This is a genomic window from Sphingomicrobium clamense (assembly GCF_019264355.1).
GTDB classification, from domain to species: domain Bacteria; phylum Pseudomonadota; class Alphaproteobacteria; order Sphingomonadales; family Sphingomonadaceae; genus Sphingomicrobium; species Sphingomicrobium clamense.
Genome location: NZ_JAHVAH010000001.1, coordinates 1,884,767 through 1,910,426, shown reverse-complemented (window position 1 = coordinate 1,910,426; position 25,660 = coordinate 1,884,767). Strand labels below are relative to the sequence as shown.

Here is a 25,660-nt window from a genome sequence, read left to right as displayed (position 1 = left end):
CTATAGGGCCGATCCGCCACGACTTGAAGGCCCGAGCGCATCGGCGATCGCTTCATAGGCCGTTGCGGCCATCGCCTTGCGGTCGAGCGCCGGATCGAGCGGGTCGAGCATGCGCACCTTTACCCCGATCGGACGCCAGCGCGACAGGATGCGTTTCGCGTTCTCTACACCGGTCTCGCCCGCCGTCCAGGAAACGAATTCGCGGTCATCGCCATAGTCGATCGCAACGGGAATGATTTTTGCACCATCCGGCGGCGGCGCCACGGCGGACAGCAGCGCGGGACGAAAGGGGCGCAGTTTGACGCCGTCGCTGGTCGTGCCTTCGGGGCAAATGGCGAGAGGGAGGTAGTGATCGAAACGCTCGCGGATCGCCGCGACCTGCGCCTTGAGTTCGCTGCGCTTGTCGCGGTTGACGTAAAGCGTGTCGCGCTGGTCTGCGAGCCATCCGACCAGCCAATGGTTTCTGACCTCCGCCTTGGACACGAACGCGCATCCCGTCGCGCCGATCAGGACGGGGATGTCGAGCCAGCTCGGATGGTTGGCGAGCAGCAGCGAACGGACCGGCGGCTTGGGGCCCACCCGCTGCACCCTCAGCCCCATGATCCAGCCCGCGATGCGAAGGAAGGTGCGCGCCAGCGGGCTGCGCCCCGTCAGGGCGCGAATGATGACGTGGGGGACGATGAAGAGCGCTAGCAGCAGTGCCAGCAGGACCGCGCGGACCGCGATCAGCATGGGCCTAGTCCTGCTTGGTCCGGACGCCGTACAATTCCATCCGGTGATCGACGAGCCGGAAACCGAGCTTCTCGGCGATGCGGCGCTGCAGCTCTTCCAGCTCCTCGTCGACGAATTCGATCACATCGCCCGTCTCGACATCGATCAGGTGGTCGTGATGCGCATCGGACGCGGCTTCGTAGCGCGAGCGGCCGTCGCCGAACTCGTGACGCTCCAGGATGCCCGCTTCCTCGAACAGGCGGAGCGTCCGGTAGACGGTGGCAATCGAGATGTTGGGGTCGACCCGCGAGGCGCGCCGGTGCAGCGCCTCGACATCGGGATGGTCTTCGCTTTCGCCCAGCACCTTCGCAATCACCTTGCGTTGCTCGGTAATCCGGAGGCCCTTGTCGGCGCACAGCGCCTCGACGTCGATCTTGCGTGTCATGGGCGCATGGATAGGGCCGGACAGCGCGTATGAAAAGGGGCGCGGCGATCTTATCTCGCGCGCGCCCCCTTTTCTACGAGCCGATTACTTGCGCTTGCCGCGCTTGGCCTTGGTGCCTAGTCCGATTTTCTTGGCGAGCTGGCGACGCTGTTCGGCGTAGTTGGGCGCGACCATCGGATAATCCGACGGCAGGTTCCAACGCTCGCGATATTCGTCGGGCGTCATGTTGTAATGGGTCATCAGATGCCGCTTGAGCATCTTCAATTTCTTCCCGTCTTCGAGGCAGACGATATAGTCGGGCTTGATCGAAGAACGGATGGAGACTGCCGGTTCGGGCTTTTCTTCCTGAGCCGGCGCCCCATGCAACTTGGCTAGTGAATTGTGGACGTTTTCTATGAGTTGGGCAACATCGCCCACAGCGACCATGTTATTGCTGACATGCGCCGCGACGATGTCGGCGGTGAGTGTAATGAGCGTGTCGTCTTGCAGTTCTTCTTCGGCCATTTTGAGTTCTTTCCGAGCAGGTGAGTCGATCCGCGAATCGATTACTGGCGCGTTCTTACTCGCGACCAATAGAGACTGCAATTGACCCAGGTTGTTACTGGCTGACCATACGGACGTAAGTCAGGGCGTCGTGCCGCTCTCCGTCGACACCGCGATAATAAGCGCGCCTGCGGCCGGCGACGTCGAAACCCTCGCTCGCATAGAGGCGATTGGCAGGGTTGCCGTCGCGGACCTCGAGGTGGAGCCGCGTGGCCCCATCGGCAATCGCCTGCTCGGCAAAATCCTCGAGCAGCGCGCGGCCAAGGCCCTGCCCCTGTGCGGACGTGTGGACGGCCAGCAGCAGCAATTCGCTCTCATCGCTGACCGTGCGCCAGAGCGCGAAGCCGACGATCGGGGCCTCGGCCCCTCCATCATGCGCAAGCAGCAGGCGAACGCCGGTTAACGGCAGGACGCCGGCAATCTGGCTCTTCGACCAGCGCTCGCCGAAGCAAGGCGGGAAGGCGTCGTCCATGACGGCCATCACCGCATCGATATCTTCCCAGCCGCCCGGCTCAAGCAGGATCTCGCGGGGGACGGGGGAGGTGGCCATCAGGCGGCTTTCGGTTTCGCATCGGGCGCCCGGCCGTAAAGCGGGCGCAGCGGCATGGTGCGCAGCGCATGGGGTAGGAGCAGCGCATGAGCCGCGCGTGGATGGCAGACGATCGCCTGTCCGGCCTGCCGTTCCTCGACCAGTGTTTCAGCGGCCGGGCCCAGCACCAGCGGCGCATCGATCTGTCGCGCAGCGACGGAGGGAGCAAGGCTGACATGCTCGCCGAGCGGCTTGGTGGCGGGCGATGAGAAGGTCTGGATGAAGAGTTCGCCATGGCCGCCATTCATGACCGCGGCGACCTTGCCGCCGTGATGCTCGCTGTCGCACGCCGAGGCCGCGATCAGCGCGAGCGATGACAGTCCGTGCACCGGGACACCCCAGCCGATGGCGAGCCCCTGGGCAGCGGCAATACCGACGCGGATACCGGTAAAGCTGCCGGGACCGACGCCGACGAGGATCTGGCTGGGAAGGTGGTGGTCGAGGACGTCCTCGATCATCGGAACGAGTTTCTCGGCATGGCCGCGCCCGATAATCTCGTGGCGTTCGGCAATGACCTCTCCGTCAGCGCCGAACAAGGCGACGCTGCACGCTCCGGTCGATGTGTCGATCGCCAAAATCACTGGGCGTCACTCCATTGCGCCCCCCGAGTCGGGAAGCGACCATAATTGGCGGGAAAGCGCAAGTCCTAGCGGGTCAGACCGCTTCGACGCTCTCGACCTCGGGGACGTAATGCTTAATCAGCCCTTCGATCCCATTCTTGAGCGTGATGGTCGAAGAGGGGCAGCCCGAACAGGCGCCCTGAAGCTCGAGATAGACCTTGTTGTCCTGATAGCCGCGATAGACAATGTCGCCGCCATCCTGCGCGACGGCGGGGCGCACGCGCGTCTCAATCAATTCCTTGATCTGCGCGATGATGTCGGCGTCTTCCTCACGATCCTCGAACTGGACGCTCGCGTCGGGCGCAACCGAAATTTCGGCAGCGCTGCCCGGTTTGAAGAGCGGCGCTTCGGTGACGAAATGGTCGAGCAGGATTTCGAGCACGATCGGCTCGAGCTGGCTCCATTCGACTGTCGGTGCCGCGCTGACCGAGACGAAGTCGCGCCCGAAATAGACGCCGTCGACCATCTGGGTCGCGAACAGGGCTTCGGCGAGCGGGCTCGCCTCGGCGCTTTCAAGCGTCGGGAAATCGCGCCCGCCCGTCTCCATGACGGTGCGGCCGGGGAGGAACTTACGGGTCGACGGGTTGGGCGTCTGTTCGGTCTGGATCAACATGGGTCTAATGTGGGGTTGCCGGCGCCGCGATCAAGCGGAGCCGTTCTCGTCCGGGGCCTTCCAGCTGTCGTCGATCATCTTGATGATGGCGGAGAAGTCCTTGCCCGCGCCACCACGGTCGACGAAGCGCTGGTAGAGGTCGGCGGCTTCGGCGCCCATCGGCGTGTAGCTGTCGGCATTCTTCGCCGCCTGCATGGCGAGCAGCAGATCTTTCAGCATCAGCGCGGAGGCAAAACCGCCGTCATAGTCGCGATCGGCGGGCGTTTCCGGACCGACGCCCGGCACCGGGCAATAGCTCGTCATCGACCAGCTCTGGCCCGAGGCCTGCGAGCTGATGTCGTAAAAGGTCTGGAGGTCGAGGCCGAGCTTCTCGGCCAGCGCGAACGTCTCTGCGGTGGCTGCCATGGTCGCACCGAGCAGCATGTTGTTGCAGATCTTCGCCGCCTGGCCCGCGCCGGCGTCGCCGGCATGGATCACGGCCTTGCCCATCGGGTCGAGGATGACCTTAGCCTTTTCGAACCCGTCGTCGGTGCCGCCGACCATGAACGTCAGCGTGCCGCCATCGGCTGCCGCGATACCGCCCGAGACGGGCGCATCGACCATGGCGAGACCGGCGTCGGCAGCCTGTTTTTCAACCTCGCGCGCGGTGGCGACGTCGATGGTCGAACAATCGATCAGGATGGCATCCTTCGACGCGTTGGGAATGACGCTCTCGGCATAGACCGCCGCAACATGCTTGCCCGCAGGCAGCATGGTGACGATGGCGTCGGCGCCCTTGACCGCGCTCGCGGCGTCATCGGCGATCTCGCAGCCGTTGGACTTGGCCCGCTCCAGCGCGTCGGGTGACAGGTCGAACGCGGCGACCTCATGCCCGGCCTTCACCAGGTTCGCGGCCATCCCGCCGCCCATGTTGCCGAGCCCGATAAATGCGATGCGTGCCATTTTTCCCTCTCCGTTCGGGCTGAGCCTGTCGAAGCCCAGTCCTTACTCTTCTCACCGTGCCCTGGAAAAGGGCGGTCCTTCGACAAGCTCAGGACGAACGGTTTTTCTACTTACTTGCCCGTCCAATTACCCGGACGTTTCTCGACGAAGGCCTTCATGCCCTCCTTCTGATCCTGCGTGCCGAACAGGCCGTGGAACAGGCGGCGTTCGAAGTTGATGCCTTCGGCCAGCGTCATTTCATAGGCCGCATTGACCATTTCCTTGTTCGCGATCGCGGCAAGCGGGGCCATGCCTGCAATCGTCTCGGCGGTCTTCATCGCTTCGTCGATCAGGTCCGCGGCGGGCACGACCTTTGCGACCAGCCCGCTCGACAGCGCTTCTTCGGCGCCCATCATCTCCCCGGTCAGGCACATGTGCATGGCCTTCGCTTTGCCTATGGCGTGGGTGAGACGTTGCGAGCCGCCCATGCCCGGTGTCACGCCCAACTTGATCTCGGGCTGGCCGAACTTGGCGGTGTCGGCGGCGATGATGAAATCGGCCATCATGGTGACTTCGCACCCGCCGCCGAGCGCGTAGCCCGCGACTGCGGCGATCCACGGTTTGCGGGTCGCGGTGACCTTTTCCCAGCCTTTGAAGAAGTCCGACTTGTACATGTCGGCGAAGGACTGGTCCTGCATCTCCTTGATATCGGCACCGGCCGCGAACACCTTTTCCGACCCGGTCAGGACCAGGCAGCGCTGGCTGTCGTCGGCGTCATAGTTCGCGAAGGCGTTGATCAGGTCGGCAAGCACGTCGCTGTTGAGCGCGTTGAGCGCCTGCGGACGGTTGAGCGTGACCAGCGTCACGGCGCCCTTTTTCTCGACGAGGATGGTTTCGTAGTCGCTCATGAATGCGCTCCTATTGGTCCAGCGGGGTCCAACGTTCCTCGGGCGGCAGCGGTTCGAAGAAGGCCTCGACCTCCTCGTCGCTAATCTCGCTCGGGTCCGCAGGGCTCCACTTCGGGTCGTTGGTCTTGTCGATCAAGAGCGCAGTAACGCCCTCGACGAAGTCGGGGTGATAGATCAGGCGGACCATGATCCCATACTCCATCTCCATTTCGTCGACGAAATGGAGCTGTTTGGGGCTCTCGGTCATCAGCTTGAGGCTGACCTTGCACGCCATGGGCGACTTCTTGCGAATGGTCGCCGCTTCGGTCGCCGCCCATTCGTCACCCGCCGCAGCGCCCGCATCGAGCGCGCCGAGAATCTCCTCGAGCGTGTCGGAGGCGAAATACTCGTTGATCTTGTCGAGGTTTGACATGATCCGCGCTTCGGGCATGTCGACCTCGGCAGCCTCGTCGAGGATCGCCTGCACACGGAAGGGGTCTTCCATGATCGCTTGCTTCACCGCCTCGAGCTTCTCCGACTTGATGTAGTGGGTCGCGAGCCGCAGCGCCTTGCACTCCGCCCCGTCGAGCCGCGCACCGGTCAGCGAGAGAAATTGCGCCATCCGTCCGCGCAGGCGCGAGAGATAGCGGCCGCCGCCAACGTCGGGGAAAATGCCGATCGTCGTCTCGGGCATCGCGAAGACCGTATTCTCGGTCGCGACGCGGTAGCGGCACGGGCAGGCAATGCCGACCCCGCCACCCATCGTGATGCCGTCCATGAAGGCGACGCCCGGCTTTCGGTAGGTATATTCGAGATGGTTGAGGCGATATTCGTCGGCGAAGAAGGCGCGCGCGGCGCGGCCCTGTCCCTCGACCGACTTGACGATGCTGACCACGTCGCCGCCGGCGCAGAAGCCGCGTCCGTCGGCATGGTCGATCATGATGATCCGCACATCGGGATCGTCGCGCCAGGCTTCGAGCGCCTGGGTCATGTACAGGCACATGTCGCGCGTCAGGCTGTGGAGCGCTTTAGGGCGGTTGAGACGAAGGCGGCCGGCAAGCCCCTCCTTGAAGGTCAGTACGTCTTGGCTGTTACTCATGAATTCTTTCTTTGGATTACGGCATCATCGCATAGGAACCGGGTGCCGGTTCGATGCCGTCCTTGATCTTCCTGGCGGCGACTTGTCTGCCGTCGCCATGCTTGTCGAGCCACTGGGTCCAGGTTGGCCACCAGCTGCCTTCGTGACGTTTGGCCTTGGCGAGCCAGGCATCGGCGTCTTCGGGCATGGTTTTTCCACCGGTCCAGAAACCGTGCTTGTTGCGGCTGGGCGGGTTGATGACCCCGGCATTGTGGCCCGAGCCGCCCAGGATGAACTCCGCGCCCATGTCGCGGGCACCGCGATAGACCGCTTCCCAGGCCGACACGTGATCGTCCTTGAGCGCGATGACCATCATCGGAATCTCGATCTTGGCGAGATCGATCGTCACTCCGCCGACTTCGAAGCCGGCCGGTTCGGCCAGCTTGTTGTCGAGCAGGAGGTCGCGATTATAGCTTTTGAGGAAGGCGGCGGGGATGCGCGCGCCGTCCTCGAACCAGTAGAGCAGGTCGCTGGGCGGCGCATCGCGGTCGAGGAGGTAATGATTGATGACGCTAGACCAGATGAGGTCGTTGGCGCGCATCGCCGCGAACAGGCGCTGCAGCTCGAGGCTGTCGATATAACCCTGGGCCTCGAGATGGTCGTCGAGCGCATCGAGATGGCCCTCGTGCACGAAGGCCGACCAGTCGCGCATGTCGGCGAAATCGACGAGGCTGCCGATCAGCGTCGCGCTGTTGACCTCGTCGCTGCGTCCTTCGGCGGCGAGATAGGCGAGGGCGATCGCGACCAGCGTCCCGCCGAGGCAGAAGCTGAACAGGTCGGGCGCTTCACCGGTGCGTTTCTTCACTTCGCTGGCGGCGGTGACGATGCCGTCGAGCACATAGTCGCCGACGCCCTTGTCCTTATGCTCGTCGCCGGGATTGACCCAGCTGATCACGAAGACGGTGCGTCCTTCCTCGACCAGCCACTTCACGAAGGACTGCGAGGGGTCGAGGTCGATCATGTAGAAGCGGTTGACCAGCGGAGGCACGTAGAGCAGCGGCTCGGCCGCGACCTTGTCGGTGGCGGGCGTGTACTGGATCAGCTGGAACAGCTCGTTCTGGAACACGACTTCGCCGGGCGTTGCGGCGATGGTCTTGCCCTTTTCGAACGCGGTGGGGTCGGTGCGGCGCTGGACGATGCCCTTGCCGCTCGCGACGTCCTCGACGAGGTTGGCAAAGCCGCGCACGAGGTTCGCGCCGCCGGTTTCCTTGGTCTTCGCCACCACGTCCGGGTTGGTCGCGGCAAAGTTCGCGGGCGACACGGCATTGAGATATTGGTCGAGAAGGAAGTGCATCATCGACTTGGTCGACTCTTCACCACCGCCCATCTCGACAACCGACTGCAACTGTTCGCTGGCTAGCAAATAGGCGTCGCGAAGACCGCGATAATAGCCGTCATCCTGCCACTCGGCAGAGCGGAAGCGGCGGTCGCGCGGCGCTTCGCCGGCCTCTCCCGACAGCGTGCGTTTCCAGAATTCGCCCCACTGCGCGGCGGCTTCCATCTGCACTTCGAGAAGGTCGGTGGGGCGGCTGGCCAGCCCCATCGCCCATTCGCTCTGCGCCTTGGCGATCGCGAACGGATCGAAGGGCAGGGTGGCGGTCTTGGCACCGGTCATGGCTTCGGCGGCCTCATTGAGCCGCTTGGCGAAATCGCTCATCGTGTCGATCATGGCGGGCCTACTGGCGCAACAGGTCGCGCGCGATGATCATGCGCATGATCTGGTTGGTGCCCTCGAGGATCGAATGCACGCGAAGGTCGCGCCAGAAACGCTCGATCGGATAGTCCTGGAGGTAGCCGTAGCCGCCGTGGAGCTGGAGCGCGCGGTCGACGACGGCAGAGCCCGTGTCGGTTGCCAGCCGCTTGGCCATCGCCGCGAAGCGGGTCTTGTCGGGCGCATTCTCGGTCACCTTGACCGCCGCCTGGTAGAGCAGGGTGCGTGCGGCCTGAAGCTCGGTTTCCATGTCGGCGAGCATGAACTGGGTGTTCTGGAAGTCGGCGATGTTCTTGCCGAACTGGCTGCGTTCCTTGGTGTAGGCGATGGCTTCATCAAGGCTGCGCTGCGCACCGCCGAGCGAGCAGGCGCCGATGTTGAGACGGCCGCCGTCGAGGCCCATCATCGCGATGCGGAAGCCTTCGCCCTCGCCCCCGACGCGGTTGGCGACGGGTACGCGGACCTCGTCGAAATTGACTTGGCACGTGGGCTGCGAGTGCCAGCCGAGCTTTTTCTCCTGCGCGCCGAAGCTGACGCCATCCATGTCCTTTTCGATGACGAGACAGCTGATCCCCTTGGGGCCGTCCTCGCCGGTGCGGACCATGGTGACGTAGATCTCGTTCTCGCCGCCGCCCGAGATGAAGGCCTTCGATCCGGAGACGACGTAATGGTCTCCGTCGAGCACTGCCTTGGTCTTGAGCGCTGCGGCGTCCGACCCGCTGGAGGGTTCGGTCAGGCAGTAGCTGCCGATCCGCTCCATCGTGACCATCGAGGGCAGATATTTCTGCTTCACTTCGTCCGAGCCGAAGCGGTCGATCATCCATGCGGCCATGTTGTGGATCGAGATGAAGGCGCTGGTCGAGGGACAGCCATAGGCCATCGCTTCCATGATCAGCGCTGCCTCGAGCCGTCCAAGCCCGATGCCGCCGCTTTCTTCGGAAACGTAGATCGAGCCGAAGCCGAGTTCGGCAGCCTGCCGGATCGTGTCCTTGGGGAAGATATGTTTCTCGTCCCATTCCGCGGCATGCGGCGTGATGGCGTCGGCGGTGAATTTCTGCGCCATTTCCTGGATCTGGCGCTGATCGTCTGTCAGGTCGAACTGGGTCATGGGAAGCGCCCCTAGCACCCCCATGGCGGCGCGCAAAGGGGTCAGCTACAGCGCGTGTAAACGGTGCGCTTGCGGCGCTGGTCGGGCCAGCGCACGAGCCGGTCTTCCTCACGCGCCAATTCCTCGCCGCCGCGCAGCACGATACTGTCCTCGCGTACGATCGCGATGACGCTGTCCTGCCCGCGATAGGACAAGGTGGGTCCGTCGATTTCGAGATATTCGGTCATGTAGCGATTGTCCGACGCGCAGTCGGCCGCGCTTGCCCCGTAGCGCCCGTCGAGCCCGCTCGCCGCCCCCGCCGCAACGACCGCATCGCGCTGCGGATCGTCGGGCGCGGCGGTCAGCTCGCTCGGCCCTTCGTAGGCGACCGACCCGGCATCCTCGACCGTGTTCTCGCAAGCGATCAGCGTGAGCAAGGCAAGGATCGACAGACTACGCATCAACTTCGGCCTCCGCTTCGATTTCGACGCGCCATTCGGGGCGTACGAGCCCTGCGACGACCACCATCGTTGCGGTCGGCGGCGCGTCGGCGAAGACTTCACCGTGGACGGTGCCGATCGCGTCGGCATCGTCGGCATCGGTGATGAACATGCGCGTGCGCACGACGTCGCTGGCGGAACCGCCCAGTTCCGCGATGGCCTGAAGCGCGATGGAAAAGCAGCGCCGCGCCTGCGCCGCCGCATCGCCGGGCGCCGTCGATCCGTCTTCTTCGACCGGCCCTGTCCCCGCGACGAGAATGCGATTGCCCGTCCTCAGCGCGCGGCAGAATCCGTACCGCTTTTCAAAAGGACTGGTCCCGTGCGCCCGCTCAGTCGTCATTGGCCATCACCCTTTCTTCGAACAATGCGGCAAGCACCTTTTCGTCGGTGCGCTCGTGGATCAAGTCTCTTGCCGGTCGGCCCGCAGCGTGGGCGTGTGCGGAGACATGGCCTCCACCCATGAACGGGCTGTCGATCTTCGCGCCGAAGAGCGGGTCTTCGTAGGCTTCGTCGGCCGTGATGATTTGCCAACCGGCCTCTCTGTACGCGCGTACCAGCGTGCCCATGCAGTTCGCGGCGATATCGGTCTCGTGGAGCAGTAGGACGTGCGCGGGCGAGAGGACCATGGTCTCGCGCGCTATCGCGTCGGTGAATTCGGACGCCTGCACCAACGTTTCGGCATAGAGATCGCACAACGCCGGCAGATCGACCTCGCGCCCCTCGCGTTTGGCCGTGTTCGCCAGCCCGTCGAGCGCCCAGTCATAATTGTCGATCGTCACATGCCCGTCGGTCAGCCCTCGCGCCGCAAGCGCATCCTCGACCGATTTGCGCTTCACCATGTCGCGGCGGCCGTGGTCGAGATAGGGGTAACGAAACCAGGGGCGATACCCCGCGCGTCCTTCAAGCCATGCCGCCGCCCTGTCGATGTCGGCGATATAGTCGTCGGTCTCGGTACGGTGGAGCCAGGGGTGCGACCAGCTGTAATTGGCGATGACGTGGCCTGCCGCGACATAGCGCTCGATGCGCTCCTTGCCGCCCGCGCCATCGGGCCTGTCGAGGTTGCCGGGCGTGACGAGGAAGGCGGCCTGCGCGACGCCCGCCTTGTCGAGCTCCTCGATCAACCGATCGGTACGCTCGTCGGGCGTAAACCATGCGCCCGCATGGCGCGGAATGTCGTCGAACGACAGCGCCACGCGCTTGGTGGGTTCTACAGGATGGGCGGTCGCGCATCCGGGAAGCAGGAGCGCAAGAAAGAGAAGGGGACGCATGGCGGCAGATGGCCACGCGCCCCCTTCATTGTCCAGTTTCGTGCGGCAGTATGGTCCGGCTACGCCGGGAGTGTTTTGTACCCCGCCCCAGTTTTACCGTCATGGCAAAACTGTTGGTGACGCCACCGCCGGTCCCCCGGACCGGCTTGGGGCGTCACCCCATCGTCGGGATGACGAACGCGTCCTTGTTGTCGCCACCCACGATGCCGTCGGGCCAGCGCTGGGTGATCTTCTTCGCCTTGGTCCAGAAGCGGATGCCGTCGGGGCCGTGCTGGTCGATGTCGCCGAAGCCCGAACGCTTCCAGCCGCCGAACGTGTGATAGGCGACCGGCACGGGGATGGGCACGTTGATGCCGACCATGCCGACATTGACGCGATGCGCGAATTCGCGCGCGGCGTGGCCGTTACGCGTGAAAATGGCGACACCGTTGCCATATTGATGCTCGCTCGGCAGGCGCACGGCCTCTTCGAACGTATCGGCGCGGACCATCTGGAGCACGGGACCGAAAATCTCTTCCTTGTAGCTTTCGAATTCGGGCTTCACGTGATCGAAGAAGGTCGGGCCGACGAACCAGCCGTCAGTGCCCTGCAGTTCGAGACCGCGACCGTCGATGACCAGTTCGCCGCCTTCGTCGGCGCATTTGGCAATCCAGTTTTCGACGCGCTGCTTGTGGGCTTCGTTGACCACCGGGCCGTAATGGGCGTCGGGATCGGTCGAAACGCCGACGCGCAGCTTCTCGATCGCGGGGACTAGCTTTTCGCGCAGGCGCGCAGCGGTGTCGTCGCCCACGGGCACGACCACTGGAAGCGCCATGCAGCGCTCGCCCGCCGAGCCGAAGGCGGCGCCAGTGAGGTCGTTGACGACCTGGTCGAGATCGGCGTCGGGCATGACGATGCCGTGATTCTTCGCGCCCCCGAAGGCCTGCACGCGCTTCGCGTTCGCGGTGCCGCGCGAGTAAATATATTGCGCGATGTCGGACGAACCGACGAAGCTGACCGCCTTGATGTCGTCATGGTCGAGGATCGCATCGACCATTTCCTTGTCGCCGTGGACGACGTTGAGGATGCCGTCGGGAAGTCCGGCTTCGGTCATCAGTTCTGCGAGGCGCACGGGCACGCTCGGGTCGCGCTCGGAGGGCTTGAGAATGAAGGCGTTGCCGGTCGCGATGGCTGGGCCGAACATCCACATCGGGATCATCGCGGGGAAGTTGAACGGCGTGATGCCGCAGCCGATGCCGAGTGGCTGGCGCATCGAATAGACGTCGATGCCGGGGCCTGCGCCCTGGGTATATTCACCTTTCTGCGCGTGAGGGATGCCGCAGCAGAATTCGATCACTTCGAGCCCGCGCTGCACGTCGCCCTTGGCGTCGGCAATGACCTTGCCATGCTCGCTGGACAGCAGTTCGGCGAGCTCGTCCATATGCTGCTCGACCAGCTCCTTGTAGCGGAACATGACGCGCGCGCGGCGCTGCGGGTTGGTCGCGGCCCATGCGGGCTGCGCCGCATTGGCGGCGTCGACCGCCTGCTGCAGGACATCCGCGCCGCCCAGCGCGACCTCCGCCTGCTGCTTGCCTTCGGACGGGTTGAAGACGACGCCGCTACGGTCGCCCCCGCTCACGCTCTTGCCGTTGATGTAATGCTGGATGCTGCGCATGAAATCGACTCCTGAATTCGGTTCGCCCGCTGACTAGCGACCCGCACCCGGAAACGCCAGATGGCACTTTTCCGCGCCTCATGCGATGGCACATCATGGCCAAGAAACCGAAGCAGAAGCCTCAGGGGCTTCCGACCCAGAAGCAGATCCTCGAATTTATCGAGTCCTCCGACCAGCCGGCGGGCAAGCGCGAGATTGCGCGTGCGTTCGGGCTCAAAGGAAATGACAAGATCGCGCTCAAGCGCTTGCTCAAGGACATGGCCGACGAAGGGCTGATCGACAGCAGCCCGGGCCGCGCCTTCCACAAGATGGGCGGCGTGCCGCGCGTGACCGTGTTGCGGGTCGTCTCGACCGAGGATGGCGAAGTCTGGGCGACCCCCGAAAACTGGCACGCCGAAACCCCTGCGCCCAAGATCCGCGTGATCGAGAAAGGGAGGCGTTCCGCGCTTGCGGTCAACGACCGCATCCTCTCGCGCACCGAGGAGCGCGGGCAGGGCCATGTCGCGCACGTCATGAAGAAGCTCGCCCGCTCGGCCGAGATGCTGATGGGCGTCGTGCGCAAGGAAGGCAGCCGCCACTTTCTCGCGCCGATCGACAAGAAAGTGCGCACCACTTTCTTGCTTACCGATCTGGGCGAAGCAGAAGTTGGCGATCTCGTGCTCGCCGAGCCGACCAAGAGTGGCGGGCGGCAGAATACTGCCAAGGTGGACGCGGTGCTCGGCGATCCGTTCGCGCCCAAGTCCTTCTCCATGATCGCGATCCACAAGCACGGTATCCGCGACAAGTTTCCCGAAAGCGTGCTGCGCGAAGCCGAGAAGGTGGCCAAGTTGGACCTCGGCGACTTTCGCGAGGATTTGCGCGACGTGCCGATCGTCGCGATCGACCCCGAGGATGCACGCGATCATGACGATGCGATCTGGGCCGCGCATGACGACGCCAAGGACAATCCGGGCGGCTACAAGGCGATCGTCGCGATCGCCGACGTCAGCTACTATGTCCGCCCCAATAGCGAGCTCGACAAGGAAGCCTTGAAGCGCGGCAACAGCGTCTACTTCCCCGACCAGGTCGTGCCGATGCTGCCCGAGGAATTGTCGGCCGGAATCTGCTCGCTAAAGGAGGGCGCCGACCGCGCCGCGATGGTCGCGCACATCCGCTTCGACAGCGGCGGCAACATGAAGGATTTCCGCTTTACCCGCGCGAAAGTCCGCATCGCCGCCAATATCGCTTATGAAGACGCACAGGCCGCGATCGATGGCGAGGAAGGGCGCGTCGACCCCGAGATCGTCAAACATTCGCTCAAGCCGCTCTGGGATTGCTGGAAGGTCATGTTCGAGGCGCGCAATGCGCGTGAGCCGCTCGACCTCGACCTGCCCGAACGCCGGGTCCAGCTGGACGAGAAGGGCCGCATCATGTCGGTGGCGCCGCGCGAACGGCTCGATGCGCACCGGCTGGTCGAGGATTTCATGATCGCCGCCAACGTCGCGGCCGCCAAGGCGCTGGAGAAGAAGAAGGCGCCGGTCATGTACCGTATCCACGAGGTGCCCGATCGCGAAAAGCTCGTCACGCTCAAGGATTATCTCAAGACGTTCGATATCGACTTTGCGCTCGGACAGGTCATCCAGCCCAAGACGTTCAACCGCATCCTCGAACGGCTCGGCCCCGACCACGACAACCGGATCGAGATTACCGAGCAGATCCTGCGCAGCCAGATGCAGGCGCGCTACGGCCCCGAACCGCTCGGCCATTTCGGCCTCGCGCTGGGGAGCTACGCCCATTTCACCTCGCCCATCCGCCGATACGCCGACCTCATCGTCCATCGCTCGCTCGTGTCGAAATACGATCTTGGCCCCGGCGGGCTGGAGAAAGGGCAGGCGGACGATCTCGGCAAGATTGGCGAAATCATCTCAGGCCTCGAACGCCGTGCGATGGAGGCGGAGCGCGAGACAGTCGACCGCTATGTCGCCGCCTATCTTGCCGACCAGGTCGGCCAGCTGGTGAAGGCGCGCATCACGGGCGTGCAGCCCTTCGGCTTCTTCGCCACGGTTGACGGGTTGGGCGGCGACGGGCTCGTCCTCGCCAAGACGTTGGGCCGCGAATATTTCCGCTATGACGAGAAACGCCAGTCGCTGATCGGCGAGGATAGCGGTGACGAATATCGCGGCGGCCAGCGGCTCGAGCTCAAGCTGGTCGAGGCCGATCCGGTTTCGGGCGCGCTGCGCTTCGAACTTCCCGAGGGCAGCTATGGCGGTGACAGCCAGGATCGCCGCACCGGGTCCCGCGAGGGTGGCGGTGGACGGCGCGATGGCCAGGAACGCCGCACCGGGGCGCGCAAACGCCACCGCGACGGCGGGGGGCGTCGCGGCAAGTCGAGCAAGGCTGGACCAAAGGGCAGGGGGCGCTGACGCAACCCGTGCGGTCCGCGCCCGTTGGTCGGGAAACCAACGGAGAATTTCATGACCAAGCCCACCGTCGCCTTCATCTGCGGGTCGATCCGCGAAGCCAGCTTCCATCGCCGCATTGGCAAGGCGATCGCCGACATGGTGTCCGACCGCCTCGAGATCGAGGAAGTCGCGATCGCCGATCTCCCGCTCTACAATCCGGACATCGACAATGACGACCGGCCGGAGGCGTGGCAAACCTATCGCGACGCCATCGAGGGAAAGGATGCCGTCCTGTTCGCCAGCCCCGAATGGAACCGCTCGATCACCGGCGCGCTCAAAAATGCCATCGACGTCGGCTCGCGCCCCTATGGAAAGGGCGTGCTGATCGGCAAGCCCTGCGCGGTCTTCTCGACCACGCCCGGGTCGACCGGCGCGCTGGGCGGCAGCCTCGCCATCCTGCCCTGCTTCAAAACGCTCGACATGCCCGACATGGGACAGCCCGAGGCCTATTATGGCGGCATCAGCGACGACAAGATCGACCTCGACGGCACCATCCATGACAACGGGTTGCGCAAGGAGGTCTCCCGCTTTGCAAAAGCTTTCGCCAGTCACATCGAGCAGATGGTGCGTGGTGGCAGCGAACATGCCGGTTGACGCTTTGTCGGCTGGCTGACAGTCTCCTCGCTCCACGAAACGCAGGGAGGCTCCATTGCCGCATCGGTTCCACATCACCAAAGACAAGAAGGGCGAGTTCCGCGTGTCCTTCAACTATAACAGCGAGAAGATCTTCTGGACCGAGGGCTATAGCTCCAAGAGCAGCGCGAAGAACGCGATCGACTCGATCCTGAAGAACGGCCCGGGCGCCGAGGTCGTCGACGAGACCTGACGCTTCGTAGAAGACGTATAGCCAAGGGCCAGGCCGGCCTGTCGACTGGTCCCGAACAGAGGGAGCATCGACATGACCGGCCTGGCCTTTCTTCTTTTTAGCGTCCCGCTACCACCCGAAGGCATCGCGCCCGCGGCCTGCGAAACCGGCGAGGCGACCCCCGAGCAGCGCGAGCGGCTCAGAGATTTCGATTTCCTGATCGGCGATTTCTGGGTCACCGGCCATATGTGGCTGGGTACCCAATGGTCGCCGCCGCGTCCCAATACCCCGCCCTCGCGCTGGAATGGCCGCTACGGACTGGGCGGCACCGCGGTCATCGACGAATGGTTCAATGTCGATCCCGGTTTCGAGGAGCAGAAAGGTTCGGGCGTCAATGTGCGCATGAAGCGCGACGATGGAGTCTGGGAAATGGTCTGGCTCGCGCAGCCGTCCTTCTCGGCGCAGCACCTCGTCGCCACGATCAACGACAAGGGCGAGCCGGTGATGACGCAGGTTCATCCCGAGCGAAAAGGCTTCGAGGCGACCTTCAAGCGGCTGGGTCCGGATCAATGGATGCGCGTCCATCATGCGCTCGATGCGGAGGGCAATCCGCTGCCCCCGATCATGCTCAAGGCGACACGGATTCCCTGTATCGAGGGATAGGATTGCGCGCTTTCGCGTTGGCCTCCCGAAGGAGCCACGCATGTCCCAACTGATCCCTACGCAACCCGTCCCCGACGTCGACCTGCCGATGCTTCCCGATGGCCGGTTCAGCCTGGCGGGCGACAATCCCGACTTCCTCTCGATCCTCGCCATCTATCGCGGGGTGCACTGCCCGCTGTGCAAGAAATGGCTCGAGCAGCTGGACGGGCTGGTCGACCAATATGCGGAGCGCGGGATCAATGTGACCGCGATGAGCATGGACGAAGAAGCGCGCGCCCGGCTCTCGCAAAAGGATTGGAACATCGACAACGTCCCGCTCGCCTATGGCATGAGCGAAGAGCTGGCGCGGAGCCTTGGTTGCTACATCTCGACCAAGCGCGAAGGATCGAAAGAGCCCGACCGCTTCTGCGAGCCCGGCCTGTTGCTCGTCCATCCCGACCAGACGCTTTACGCCGGCGTGTGGCAGACCATGCCGTTCACACGGCCCGATTGGGAAACGCTGATGGGTGCGCTCGATTTCGTGCGCGACAAGGATTATCCGCCCCGCGGCGCCGCGACCTAAAGCTTGGGCAGCGTGACCCCGCGCTGACCCATATATTTGCCGGCGCGGTCCTTGTAGCTCGTCTCGCACCGCTCGTTCCCCTTGAGGAACAGAAACTGGCACGCGCCTTCATTGGCATAGATCTTGGCGGGGAGCGGCGTCGTGTTGGAAAATTCCAGCGTAACATGCCCCTCCCAGCCCGGCTCGAGCGGGGTGACGTTCACGATGATGCCGCACCGCGCATAGGTCGACTTTCCGAGGCAGATGACCAGCACGTCCTCGGGGATGCGGAAATATTCGACCGTCCGCGCCAGCGCGAAGCTGTTGGGCGGAATGATGCAGACGTCGGTCTGCCGGTCGACGAAATTCTTGGGGTCGAAGCTCTTGGGATCGACGACGCTTGAGTCGACATTGGTGAAGATCTTGAATTCGTCCGCGACCCGCGCGTCGTAACCGTAGCTCGAAAGCCCAAAGCTGATATTGCCCTCGCGCCGCTGCGCCTCGACGAACGGCTCGATCATGCCGTCGTCCTGGCTCTTCTGGCGAATCCACTTATCGGATAGAATGCTCATGCGCCTTTGTGTGGCGGCAAAAATCCATCCACGCAATCGTGCGAGTTATCCACACGCATTCCACGGAAAAAATTTTTGGACGCCCCCGCGCGGGACTTTTTGCTATAAGGCATGATCCCATGGCCGAAGTGATCCAGATTGGCGAGAGCGGGGGCTCGAACGCCGAACAGAAATTGCCGCACAATGTCGAGGCGGAGGCTGCGCTGCTTGGCGCGCTGATGATCGACAACAGGCTCGTCGAGGACGTGCAGATGAAGCTGCGCGCCCATCATTTTTACGAGCCGCTCCACGGGCGCATCTACGACCAGATCCTCAAGCTCACCGACAAGAACATGGTCGCCAACCCGGTGACCCTCAAGCCGCTGTTCGAGGCGGACGAACCGATGAAGGAAGTGGGCGGGCCGGCCTATCTCGCCAAGCTCACCGGATCGGGTGCGAGCGTGATCGGCGCGAAAGATTTCGCCGCGCAGGTCTACGATCTCGCGCTGCTCCGCTCGCTCGTCGGCGTCGGGCGCGAACTGGTCGAAGGCGCGATGGACACGTCGGAGGACGTCGCCCCGCTCGACCAGATCGAACGTGCCGAGACCGAACTCTACCGAGTGGCAGAGGAAGGCGGCGCGGAAGGCAAGGCGAAGAGCTTTTCCGAAGCCACCAAGCTGGCGCTCGAAATGGCCGAAAAGGCACTCAATTTCGGCGGCAAACTGTCAGGGCTCACCTCGGGGATCGAGGGCATCAATGGCAAGACCGGTGGCCTCCAGCGCTCCGACCTCGTCATCCTCGCCGGACGTCCGGGTATGGGCAAGTCATCGCTCGCGATGAACATCGCCTTTTCCTGCGCCCAGCGTTTCGTGCGCGACCAGCAGGACGGCATCCCGCCCGAAAAGGCCGCCGGCGCGCCGGTCGCCTTCTTCAGCCTTGAAATGTCCGCCGACCAGCTCGCCACGCGTGTGCTCGCCGCCGAGAGCGGGATCAGCTCGGAAAAGCTGCGCATGGGCAAGATCGGCCGCGACGAGTTCCAGAACCTCGCGCGCGCTTCGGCCGAACTCTCAAACCTGCCGCTTTATATCGACGATACCGCCGGTCTTTCGATCGCCGCGCTGCGCACCCGTGCTCGCCGCCTCAAGCGGCAGAAGGGCATCGGTATGGTCGTGGTCGACTATCTCCAGCTGCTCTCGGGCACCGGTCGCTCGAGCGAGAGCAACCGCGTTCAGGAAATCTCCGAGATCAGCCGTGGCCTCAAGCAGCTCGCCAAGGAGCTGGATTGCCCCGTTATCGCGCTTTCGCAGCTCAGCCGTGCGGTCGAGCAGCGCGAGGACAAGCGTCCGCAGCTTTCCGACCTTCGTGAATCGGGCTCGATCGAGCAGGACGCCGACATGGTCTGGTTCGTCTATCGCGGCGACTATTATCTCGAAATGCGCAAGCCCGAGGACGACCATCCCGAATTCGTCGAGTGGCAGGAAGAGATGAACCGTCTCTATGGCCTCGCCGAGCTGATCGTCGCCAAGCAGCGCCACGGTTCGACCGGCAAGGTGATGATGAAGTTCGACCGCACGGTCACCCGCTTCACCGACGTCGTCGACGAGAGTTACTACGCCGAACCGCGCGGTTAGCGGGTCTTTTCGGTCGCCGGGTCCTTGAGGCCCGTCCCGATGCTCGCACGGCACAGCTCCGCCTCGACGCTGGTCACCGGCCAGGCGCAATAATCAGCAGCGTAGTAGGCGCTCGGGCGATGGTTGCCCGAGATGCCGACGCCACCGAAGGGCGCAGTCGAGGGAGCGCCGTTGGTCGGCTTGTTCCAGTTGACGACGCCCGCGCGCACGCCGCGCCAGAACTGTTTGTAGAGCTCGGGTGAGCGCGTCAGCACGCTGGCGGCGAGCCCGAAGCGCGTCTTGTTCGCTTCCGCGATCGCTTCCTCGAAATTGCGCACGCGGACGAGCTGCAGCACGGGGCCGAAAATCTCGACGTCGGGGCGGTTCTTGACGTTGGTGACGTCGATGATCGCGGGCGTCAGGAAAGGCTTTTCCTCGTCAGGGCGGTGCAGCTTCTTGATCGGCACGCCGCCCTTCATCATCAGCTCGACGAACTGCTCCTGCACATTGTCTGCCGCCGCATTGTCGATCACCGGCCCCATGAAGGGCGCGGGGTCTGCGTGGGGATGGTCGACGATGATCCGGTCGACCAGCTTCAGCACTTCGTCGAGCGTTTCCTCATGGCCTTCTTCGGGCACGATCAGGCGGCGTGCGCAGGTGCAGCGCTGCCCCGCCGACAGGAAGGCCGATTGGGTGATGATCGCGGCGGCGGCATGAATGTCCTTCATGTCCCACGCGACCAGCGGGTTGTTCCCGCCTGCCTCGATCGCGAGGATCTTGTGCGGCGTGTCGGCATATTGCTTGGCGAGCGCCTTGCCCGCGCCCGCCGAGCCGGTGAAGAGCAGGCCGTCAAGCCCGTCGTCTCCCGCCAGCGCCTTGCCGACCTCGATACCGCCCTGGACGAGGCGCAACGCATTTTCGGGGACGCCGCCCTCGTGAAAGCACTGGACGAGGAATTCGCCGCTTGCCGGGGTTTTTTCGGACGGTTTGAAGACGACCGTGTTCCCCGCCAGCAGCGCAGGGACGATATGCCCATTGGGCAGGTGGGCCGGGAAATTATAGGGCCCGAGCACGCCCAACACGCCGTGCGGGCGATGGCGCACCGCGACTTTCGAGCCGAGCGCGCCCTCGAACGTGGTCGAACCGGTGCGGTTGGAATAGGCGTCGATCGAGATATCGACCTTGCCGATGACGATCCCGACTTCCTGCTGCGCTTCCCACAGCGGCTTGCCCGTCTCGCGCGCGATCAGGTCGGCGAACTCCTTTTCCTTCGCGCGCACGACATTGGCGACGCGGCGCATCGTCTCGGCGCGGAAGGTGAAGCTGTGATCGGCCCAGTCGGGAAAGGCCTCGCGTGCCTTGGCGATCTCGGCGGCGGGGTCGCCTGCGCTCCCGCTCCAGAGTTTCTTGCCCGTTGCGGGTTCGTGCGACGTCATCGTTTCGGCCATGGCGCGCGAGGTTCCAGATGCGCGCGCCGCGGTCAAGCGCGAAGCGCCATCGCTTCCCCCATCCGCCGGATATTCGCGATCATCCGTTGCAGCGGCGCCCAGTCGTCGCGTTCGTCGATATGCGCCCACAGCGCCTCGACCGTCTCGATCGGCATAGCGACCGGGTCCGGATCGGACCAATATTCGTGGTTTGGCCGTTTGCCACCGCGCCCATCCAGCCGTTCGGCCAGCGCACGGAAGGCCGGGGCAGGGTAGGCGTCGGCCCCCGGGTCGACCCCGCCTTGCCAGTCGAAGAAAACGCGATTGATCGTCGCATCCTGTGTCGCCAGCGCAGCCACCAGCAGCCGCGCCAGGTCGGCATCTTCGTCGCTCTCGCCGACACCAAGCCGGGCGAGCAAAGCGCGAGAAACGGCGCGGTCGAATTGCGGGCCCCAATCCTCGAGCGCGGGCTGCAACCGCTCCGCCGGGCAGACGAGCGAGAAGACGCCGCCCAATTGCGCGACGTCCCACTGGATCGCCTCGGGCTGGCGCGCAAAGGCGTAAAGGCCGGCTTCGTCGAAATAGGCGGCCGTAAAGGCCGGATCCCACATCGGCGTGAACCGCCATGGGCCGTAGTCGAAGCTTTCCGCGGTGATCGCGATATTGTCGCTGTTGAGCACGCCGTGCACGAACCCTGCGGCCATGTAGGACGCAGCGAGTTTCGCGGTCGCCGCCACGACCAGCTCGAACAAGCGCGCCGCATGCTCCGCCGTGTCTCCCGTCGGTGCCTCGCCGTAAAGATGGCGCAGGCAATAGTCGGTCAGTGCCGCGATGCCGTCATTGTCGTTGTGATAGGCGAGACGCTGGAAGGTGCCGATACGGATATGGCCGTGGCCAAGCCGCGTCAGCACGCTCGAGCGGGTAGGGGAGGGCTCGTCTCCGCGCCACAATTCCTCGCCCGTTTCGTAGAGCGCGAAGCTTTTCGACGTGTTGACGCCCAGCGCCTCGAGCATTTCGGTCGCCAAAATCTCGCGCACCCCGCCCTTGAGCGTCAGCCGCCCGTCGCCGCGTCGGCTCCACGGCGTTTGCCCCGAACCCTTGGTGCCCAGGTCGAGCAAGCGGTCGTGGCCGTCGCGAATCTGCGCGAACAGGAAGCCGCGCCCGTCGCCCAGCTCGGGGTTGTAGTGCCGAAATTGGTGCCCGTGATAGCGCAGCGCGAGCGGCTGCTGCAGATTGTCGGGTAGCGGCTCGAAGCGTCCGAAATGCGCCTCGCGTGCCTTGGCATCCAGATCGCCGAGACCGATCTTCTCTGCCCAGCGCGCATTGAAGAAGCGCTCCTCGGTCCTCGGGAAGTCGGCCGCCTCGACGGGATCGAAGAAGCGGTCCCCGAGCTCGAGGATTTTGGGATCGGGACGATAGGGTTGGCTTTTGGCCATGCACCAGCGATAGGTGGCGTCCAGCTTCAGGGAAAGAGTGAATGGCGCGTTTCAAGGACCGTTTCTTCAACAGCACCAACGGTCTCAAGCTTCATTATCGCGATTATGACGGACCGCGCGACAGGCCGCCCATCCTGTGCCTGCCGGGCCTGACCCGCAATGCGCGCGATTTCGAACCGGTCGGCGATCGGTTCGGGGGCGAGTGGCGCGTGCTGGCGATGAGTTTTCGCGGACGAGGGCTGAGCGCTAACGATCCCGACAGTGCCAATTACGTGCCCAAGACCTACGCCGGCGACGTGCTCAAATTTCTCGACGAGCTCGGCATTGCCGATGCGGTGTTCGTGGGGACGTCACTGGGCGGCATCGTCACGATGCTGCTTGCCGACAGCGACGACGAACGCATCGCGGGCGCCTTGATCAACGACATCGGACCCGAGATCGTCGACGAGGGGATCGCGCGGATCGGTCAGTATGTCGGCGTGCCCGTCTATTTCGACGACTGGGCCGCCGCTGCCGCCGGGTTCGCCGAGCGGATGAAGCCCATCTATCCTGCCTGGGACCTGGGCGACTGGGAACGGTTCGCGCGCCGCGTCATGCGCGAGGAAGCGGACGGTCGCATCGGCCTCGCCTACGACATGGCGATCCGCGACAACTTCGTGAAGGCGCAGGGCGAGCCGCCCGTGTCAGCCTGGCACCTGCTCGAGAATCTCAAGGACAAGCCGGTGACGATCCTGCGCGGGGGCACCAGCGATTTGTTCGACGAGGCGACGGCAAAGCGCATGGAGCGCGAGCTTGCCAATTCGGAGCTCGTCACCATCCCCGACGTCGGGCACGCGCCGAGCCTCGACGAGCCCGAAAGCCTCGCCGCGCTCGAACGGTTGCTCGCCAAAATCGAAGTCTAGGCGGCGATCCGGCGCAGCTTGGCCAGCGCGGGCTCGCGAGCCTCTTCCTGCGCGATGGTCGACACGAAATTGCCTTCGCCATCCATCAGGAACACGGTCGCGGTGTGATCGACATTATAGGCCGCCGGATCATCGCCCGACTTCTCGCTATAGACGCCATACTGTTCCTTGACCTTGTCAATCTGCTCGGGAGAGCCGGTCAGGCCGATGATCGGCGTGTCGAACAATGCGGCATATTTACCGACCTCATCGGGGCCGTCGCGCTCGGGGTCGACGGTGATGAAGACGATGTCGAACGCATCGGTGCCCAGTTCCTCGCGTAGCCGGACGAGACGCGCCAGCGTCGTCGGACAGACGTCGGGGCAATTGGTGAAGCCGAAAAAGACCGCATGCGGTCGTCCCGCCAGCGACAGGCTCGAGAAGGTCTCACCATCGGCATCGGTGAGCGTGAAAGGTCCGCCGATCGATGCCTGCACATTTTCGGCGGGACGCGAGACGATCCGGGGTTCGGGCTCGGGAGCGAAGACGATGAACGCCGCCATGCCCGCCGTGACCAGTCCGAGGACCCCCCACAGGATCATCTGCAGCCGGGTCATCGTTCGCCCGCTCCCACAACCGCAACGTCGACGGTCATCTCGCTCCCGTCCTCGAAGCGAAGGGTCAACGGTACCGTGCTGCCTTCGGCGAGCGGGCCGGTCAGTCCTTCGAACATGACATGGTCGCCGCCGGGTTCGAGCGTCGCGCTCTCGCCTGCATCGATCACCAGTCCGCCCTCGATGGCCCGCATGCTGGCAACGCCATTCTCGATCACCGAACTGTGGAGGCTCGCGCCGTTCGATGCGTCGCTCGACACGCCAACCAGCTTGATCGGGTCGCTACCCTCGTTGGTGATGGTGAAGTAGGCCGCACCCATCGGTTGGCCTTCCAGCGTCTCGCGGGCCCAGGCGTCGCTGACGACGGGATCGGCGGTGGTGGTCTGCGCATCGCAGGCAGCGAGCGCGAGGGCGGCAAACGGCAACAGCCATCGGGTCTTGATCGTCATGGCCGCGCCGCCTAGCGACAAACGCGTCATCGGGCAATCGCCTGTGCGGCCTTTTCGACTAATAGCATTAAGCGCGTCTTATGTTTTGCCTGCTAGGTGCGACGCAATGAGTATCGTACCCGCCTTCGCCAGTTTCGACACGCCCGAGGAACGCGACTTCATTGCGTTGATGGTTCGGCGTGCCAATGCGGGTGCGCTCGCCAACGCGGCCGGGGCCTTCCTCATCGCGCTTGTCGCTCTCTTCGCGCCCTTCTGGAAGCTCCTGATGGTCGCGCTCGTGTTGCGGCTGGTCACGGTCGGGATGACCGGACTGATGGGCAAATTGCTCGAACGCGACGTCGCTAATGGCCGCCCGCTCCTGCCGGGCATCAATCGCATGTGCGTCAGCCTGTTTTTCGGGGGTGCCAGTTGGGCGTCGATCATCATCGTCATCCCCGTTTCGGCACTGGCCAGTATCGAGGCGCTTTCGCTCGTCGCGCTGGTACTGGTTGGCCTGACCATCGTGACGATGGTGGTCAGCCCGGTGACCCGCGCCATGTGGTCGTTCGTGGGCGGCTTTACGGTGGTGTGCGGTGCGCACCTCCTTGCGAATCTCGACCAAGTGCTGCCGTTCGCGGTGACGCTGGTCGGTCTCCTCGTCATCATTTCCGGATTCGCGCTTCGCCTATCGCGTGACACGCGCCGCACCATTCGCCTCGATGCCGAAAACCGGCAGATGGCGGACACGCTCGGCACGCTCAATCTCGAGCTTGGCGAAGCGCTCGACCGTGCCGACAAGCTCGCCCGCTTCGACCAGCTGACGGGCGTGCGCAATCGCCGCGCCTTTGAAGAAGAGGCCCATGCCATCGCAGTCCGTCGCGACCGGGGGCGCGACTGGTACGCGATGATCATCGACCTCGATCACTTCAAGGCGGTGAACGACGCGCACGGCCATTTTGTCGGCGACGAATATCTGCGCCGCGTCGGTGCAATCCTCGCCAATGTCGAGCATGTCCAGGACCATGGTGTCGCCGCGAGGCTGGGCGGGGAGGAATTCGTGCTCCTGCACACCGCGCAGAGCATGGACGAAGCGCAATCTTGCGCCGAGGAAATACGCGAACGCATCGCAGCGCTCAGCATCGATGGCGGCGAGCAGTTCGTCGAAACCACGACCTCGATCGGCCTCACGCGCTGGCGCGAAAAGGAACCCATTCACGCCGCGCTGCGCCGCGCCGACCTGGCGCTGTATGACGCGAAGCGGGGCGGCCGCGACCGCGTCGTCGTGGCAGGCGACAGCGGCAGCGCCATCCGCGCCGCCTGACTTTTCCGCCAGTTTCGAGAAGTTGGAGGTCCGGGCCGGAATCGAACCGGCGTACACGGATTTGCAGTCCGCTGCGTCACCACTCCGCCACCGGACCTCTCGTGGTGCGGGCTGCGCTTTGGACAATATGGTGTGGGCTTGTCAACGCGCAACTGAACAAGGCGGGTTGGCGTTGGCGGATATGCGCAGTAGAGGGTGCTTGAACAGCCACTGTATTATCGGTATGATACAGCAAGACGAAAAAGGACGAACCCA

The 25,660-nt window shown here is 64.2% G+C and carries 28 protein-coding genes and 1 tRNA gene; 8 read left to right on the top strand and 21 right to left on the bottom strand.

All coding sequences use genetic code 11. The features are described 5' to 3' along the window. The 15 genes from KTQ36_RS09790 to KTQ36_RS09720 all read right to left on the bottom strand — a co-directional run bounded on the left by KTQ36_RS09790 (window position 1) and on the right by KTQ36_RS09720 (window position 12,687). Entirely contained in the window at window positions 1-732 is a 732-nt protein-coding gene (locus tag KTQ36_RS09790; RefSeq protein ID WP_218633477.1) for a lysophospholipid acyltransferase family protein, read from the bottom strand. A gap of 4 nt (window positions 733-736) precedes the next feature. Continuing rightward, entirely contained in the window at window positions 737-1,156 is a 420-nt protein-coding gene (locus KTQ36_RS09785; protein WP_218633476.1) for a Fur family transcriptional regulator, read from the bottom strand. An 84-nt stretch (window positions 1,157-1,240) separates the two neighbouring features. Beyond that, window positions 1,241-1,660, bottom strand: a complete 420-nt coding sequence (locus tag KTQ36_RS09780; RefSeq protein WP_218633475.1) for a Ros/MucR family transcriptional regulator — start codon at window positions 1,658-1,660, stop codon at window positions 1,241-1,243. Between the two features lie 94 nt (window positions 1,661-1,754). After that, window positions 1,755-2,249: a GNAT family N-acetyltransferase gene (locus tag KTQ36_RS09775; protein WP_218633474.1), complete on the bottom strand. Its 495-nt coding sequence runs from the start codon at window positions 2,247-2,249 to the stop codon at window positions 1,755-1,757. After that, window positions 2,249-2,869 (bottom strand): tRNA (adenosine(37)-N6)-threonylcarbamoyltransferase complex dimerization subunit type 1 TsaB, encoded by a 621-nt coding sequence (tsaB, locus tag KTQ36_RS09770; RefSeq protein ID WP_345777704.1) that lies wholly within the window; start codon window positions 2,867-2,869, stop codon window positions 2,249-2,251. The genes KTQ36_RS09775 and tsaB overlap by 1 nt, the downstream gene beginning before the upstream one ends. Before the next feature lie 73 nt (window positions 2,870-2,942). After that, the gene (locus KTQ36_RS09765; RefSeq protein ID WP_218633473.1) at window positions 2,943-3,521 is read right to left on the bottom strand and encodes a NifU family protein; all 579 of its coding nucleotides are present in this window, start codon (window positions 3,519-3,521) and stop codon (window positions 2,943-2,945) included. A 30-nt stretch (window positions 3,522-3,551) separates the two neighbouring features. After that, entirely contained in the window at window positions 3,552-4,463 is a 912-nt protein-coding gene (mmsB, locus tag KTQ36_RS09760; RefSeq protein WP_218633472.1) for a 3-hydroxyisobutyrate dehydrogenase, read from the bottom strand. A gap of 110 nt (window positions 4,464-4,573) precedes the next feature. Next, entirely contained in the window at window positions 4,574-5,350 is a 777-nt protein-coding gene (locus KTQ36_RS09755; protein WP_218633471.1) for an enoyl-CoA hydratase, read from the bottom strand. Window positions 5,351-5,360: 10 nt separating this feature from the next. Continuing rightward, window positions 5,361-6,428 (bottom strand): enoyl-CoA hydratase/isomerase family protein, encoded by a 1,068-nt coding sequence (locus KTQ36_RS09750; protein ID WP_218633470.1) that lies wholly within the window; start codon window positions 6,426-6,428, stop codon window positions 5,361-5,363. Between the two features lie 16 nt (window positions 6,429-6,444). Continuing rightward, window positions 6,445-8,136: a PHA/PHB synthase family protein gene (locus tag KTQ36_RS09745; protein ID WP_218633469.1), complete on the bottom strand. Its 1,692-nt coding sequence runs from the start codon at window positions 8,134-8,136 to the stop codon at window positions 6,445-6,447. A 7-nt stretch (window positions 8,137-8,143) separates the two neighbouring features. Further along, complete coding sequence (locus KTQ36_RS09740) at window positions 8,144-9,286, bottom strand: acyl-CoA dehydrogenase family protein (protein WP_218633468.1); 1,143 nt, start codon at window positions 9,284-9,286, stop codon at window positions 8,144-8,146. A gap of 41 nt (window positions 9,287-9,327) precedes the next feature. Further along, entirely contained in the window at window positions 9,328-9,726 is a 399-nt protein-coding gene (locus KTQ36_RS09735; protein ID WP_218633467.1) for a hypothetical protein, read from the bottom strand. Then, window positions 9,719-10,105, bottom strand: coding sequence for a RidA family protein (locus tag KTQ36_RS09730; protein ID WP_218633466.1), 387 nt, complete (start codon window positions 10,103-10,105; stop codon window positions 9,719-9,721). Before KTQ36_RS09730 ends, KTQ36_RS09735 begins: the two co-directional genes overlap by 8 nt. Then, window positions 10,095-11,033, bottom strand: a complete 939-nt coding sequence (locus KTQ36_RS09725) for a polysaccharide deacetylase family protein (RefSeq protein WP_218633465.1) — start codon at window positions 11,031-11,033, stop codon at window positions 10,095-10,097. Before KTQ36_RS09725 ends, KTQ36_RS09730 begins: the two co-directional genes overlap by 11 nt. A gap of 154 nt (window positions 11,034-11,187) precedes the next feature. Further along, the gene (locus KTQ36_RS09720; RefSeq protein ID WP_218633464.1) at window positions 11,188-12,687 is read right to left on the bottom strand and encodes a CoA-acylating methylmalonate-semialdehyde dehydrogenase; all 1,500 of its coding nucleotides are present in this window, start codon (window positions 12,685-12,687) and stop codon (window positions 11,188-11,190) included. Window positions 12,688-12,782: 95 nt separating this feature from the next. On the opposite strand from KTQ36_RS09720, the gene rnr reads away from it, so the two are divergent. The 5 genes from rnr to KTQ36_RS09695 all read left to right on the top strand — a co-directional run bounded on the left by rnr (window position 12,783) and on the right by KTQ36_RS09695 (window position 17,158). Then, a complete protein-coding gene (rnr, locus tag KTQ36_RS09715; protein WP_218633463.1) occupies window positions 12,783-15,089 on the top strand; it encodes a ribonuclease R in 2,307 nt (768 codons plus the stop codon). A 51-nt stretch (window positions 15,090-15,140) separates the two neighbouring features. Continuing rightward, entirely contained in the window at window positions 15,141-15,722 is a 582-nt protein-coding gene (locus tag KTQ36_RS09710) for an NADPH-dependent FMN reductase (RefSeq protein ID WP_218633462.1), read from the top strand. Window positions 15,723-15,777: 55 nt separating this feature from the next. After that, window positions 15,778-15,954, top strand: a complete 177-nt coding sequence (locus KTQ36_RS09705; protein WP_218633461.1) for a YegP family protein — start codon at window positions 15,778-15,780, stop codon at window positions 15,952-15,954. A 72-nt stretch (window positions 15,955-16,026) separates the two neighbouring features. Continuing rightward, complete coding sequence (locus tag KTQ36_RS09700; RefSeq protein ID WP_218633460.1) at window positions 16,027-16,596, top strand: hypothetical protein; 570 nt, start codon at window positions 16,027-16,029, stop codon at window positions 16,594-16,596. A 40-nt stretch (window positions 16,597-16,636) separates the two neighbouring features. Next, the gene (locus tag KTQ36_RS09695) at window positions 16,637-17,158 is read left to right on the top strand and encodes a redoxin domain-containing protein (protein WP_218633459.1); all 522 of its coding nucleotides are present in this window, start codon (window positions 16,637-16,639) and stop codon (window positions 17,156-17,158) included. On the opposite strand, the gene dcd is transcribed toward KTQ36_RS09695, so the two are convergent. Next, the gene (dcd, locus tag KTQ36_RS09690) at window positions 17,155-17,709 is read right to left on the bottom strand and encodes a dCTP deaminase (protein ID WP_218633458.1); all 555 of its coding nucleotides are present in this window, start codon (window positions 17,707-17,709) and stop codon (window positions 17,155-17,157) included. The genes KTQ36_RS09695 and dcd overlap by 4 nt on opposite strands. 119 nt (window positions 17,710-17,828) lie before the next feature. Here dcd and KTQ36_RS09685 point away from each other — a divergent pair, with 119 nt between their 5' ends. After that, window positions 17,829-19,319, top strand: coding sequence for a replicative DNA helicase (locus KTQ36_RS09685; RefSeq protein ID WP_218633457.1), 1,491 nt, complete (start codon window positions 17,829-17,831; stop codon window positions 19,317-19,319). Here the strand turns inward: KTQ36_RS09685 and astD are convergent. Further along, entirely contained in the window at window positions 19,316-20,746 is a 1,431-nt protein-coding gene (astD, locus tag KTQ36_RS09680; protein WP_218633456.1) for a succinylglutamate-semialdehyde dehydrogenase, read from the bottom strand. The genes KTQ36_RS09685 and astD overlap by 4 nt on opposite strands. A gap of 32 nt (window positions 20,747-20,778) precedes the next feature. Continuing rightward, window positions 20,779-22,161, bottom strand: a complete 1,383-nt coding sequence (locus KTQ36_RS09675) for a protein adenylyltransferase SelO family protein (protein ID WP_218633455.1) — start codon at window positions 22,159-22,161, stop codon at window positions 20,779-20,781. A 41-nt stretch (window positions 22,162-22,202) separates the two neighbouring features. On the opposite strand from KTQ36_RS09675, the gene KTQ36_RS09670 reads away from it, so the two are divergent. After that, complete coding sequence (locus tag KTQ36_RS09670; RefSeq protein WP_218633454.1) at window positions 22,203-23,063, top strand: alpha/beta fold hydrolase; 861 nt, start codon at window positions 22,203-22,205, stop codon at window positions 23,061-23,063. Here KTQ36_RS09670 and KTQ36_RS09665 read toward each other — a convergent pair. Beyond that, on the bottom strand, window positions 23,060-23,659 hold the full coding sequence (locus tag KTQ36_RS09665; RefSeq protein ID WP_255554504.1) for an SCO family protein: 600 nt from the start codon (window positions 23,657-23,659) through the stop codon (window positions 23,060-23,062). The genes KTQ36_RS09670 and KTQ36_RS09665 overlap by 4 nt on opposite strands. Next, complete coding sequence (locus KTQ36_RS09660; protein WP_218633453.1) at window positions 23,656-24,105, bottom strand: copper chaperone PCu(A)C; 450 nt, start codon at window positions 24,103-24,105, stop codon at window positions 23,656-23,658. The genes KTQ36_RS09665 and KTQ36_RS09660 overlap by 4 nt, the downstream gene beginning before the upstream one ends. Window positions 24,106-24,211: 106 nt before the next feature. Here KTQ36_RS09660 and KTQ36_RS09655 point away from each other — a divergent pair, with 106 nt between their 5' ends. Beyond that, window positions 24,212-25,405 carry a GGDEF domain-containing protein gene (locus tag KTQ36_RS09655; protein ID WP_218633452.1) on the top strand — a complete coding sequence of 398 codons (1,194 nt, stop codon included), beginning with the start codon at window positions 24,212-24,214 and terminating at the stop codon, window positions 25,403-25,405. 23 nt (window positions 25,406-25,428) lie between these two features. Here KTQ36_RS09655 and KTQ36_RS09650 read toward each other — a convergent pair. Continuing rightward, window positions 25,429-25,502 (bottom strand) — tRNA-Cys (locus KTQ36_RS09650). Window positions 25,503-25,660: the final 158 nt, after the last annotated feature.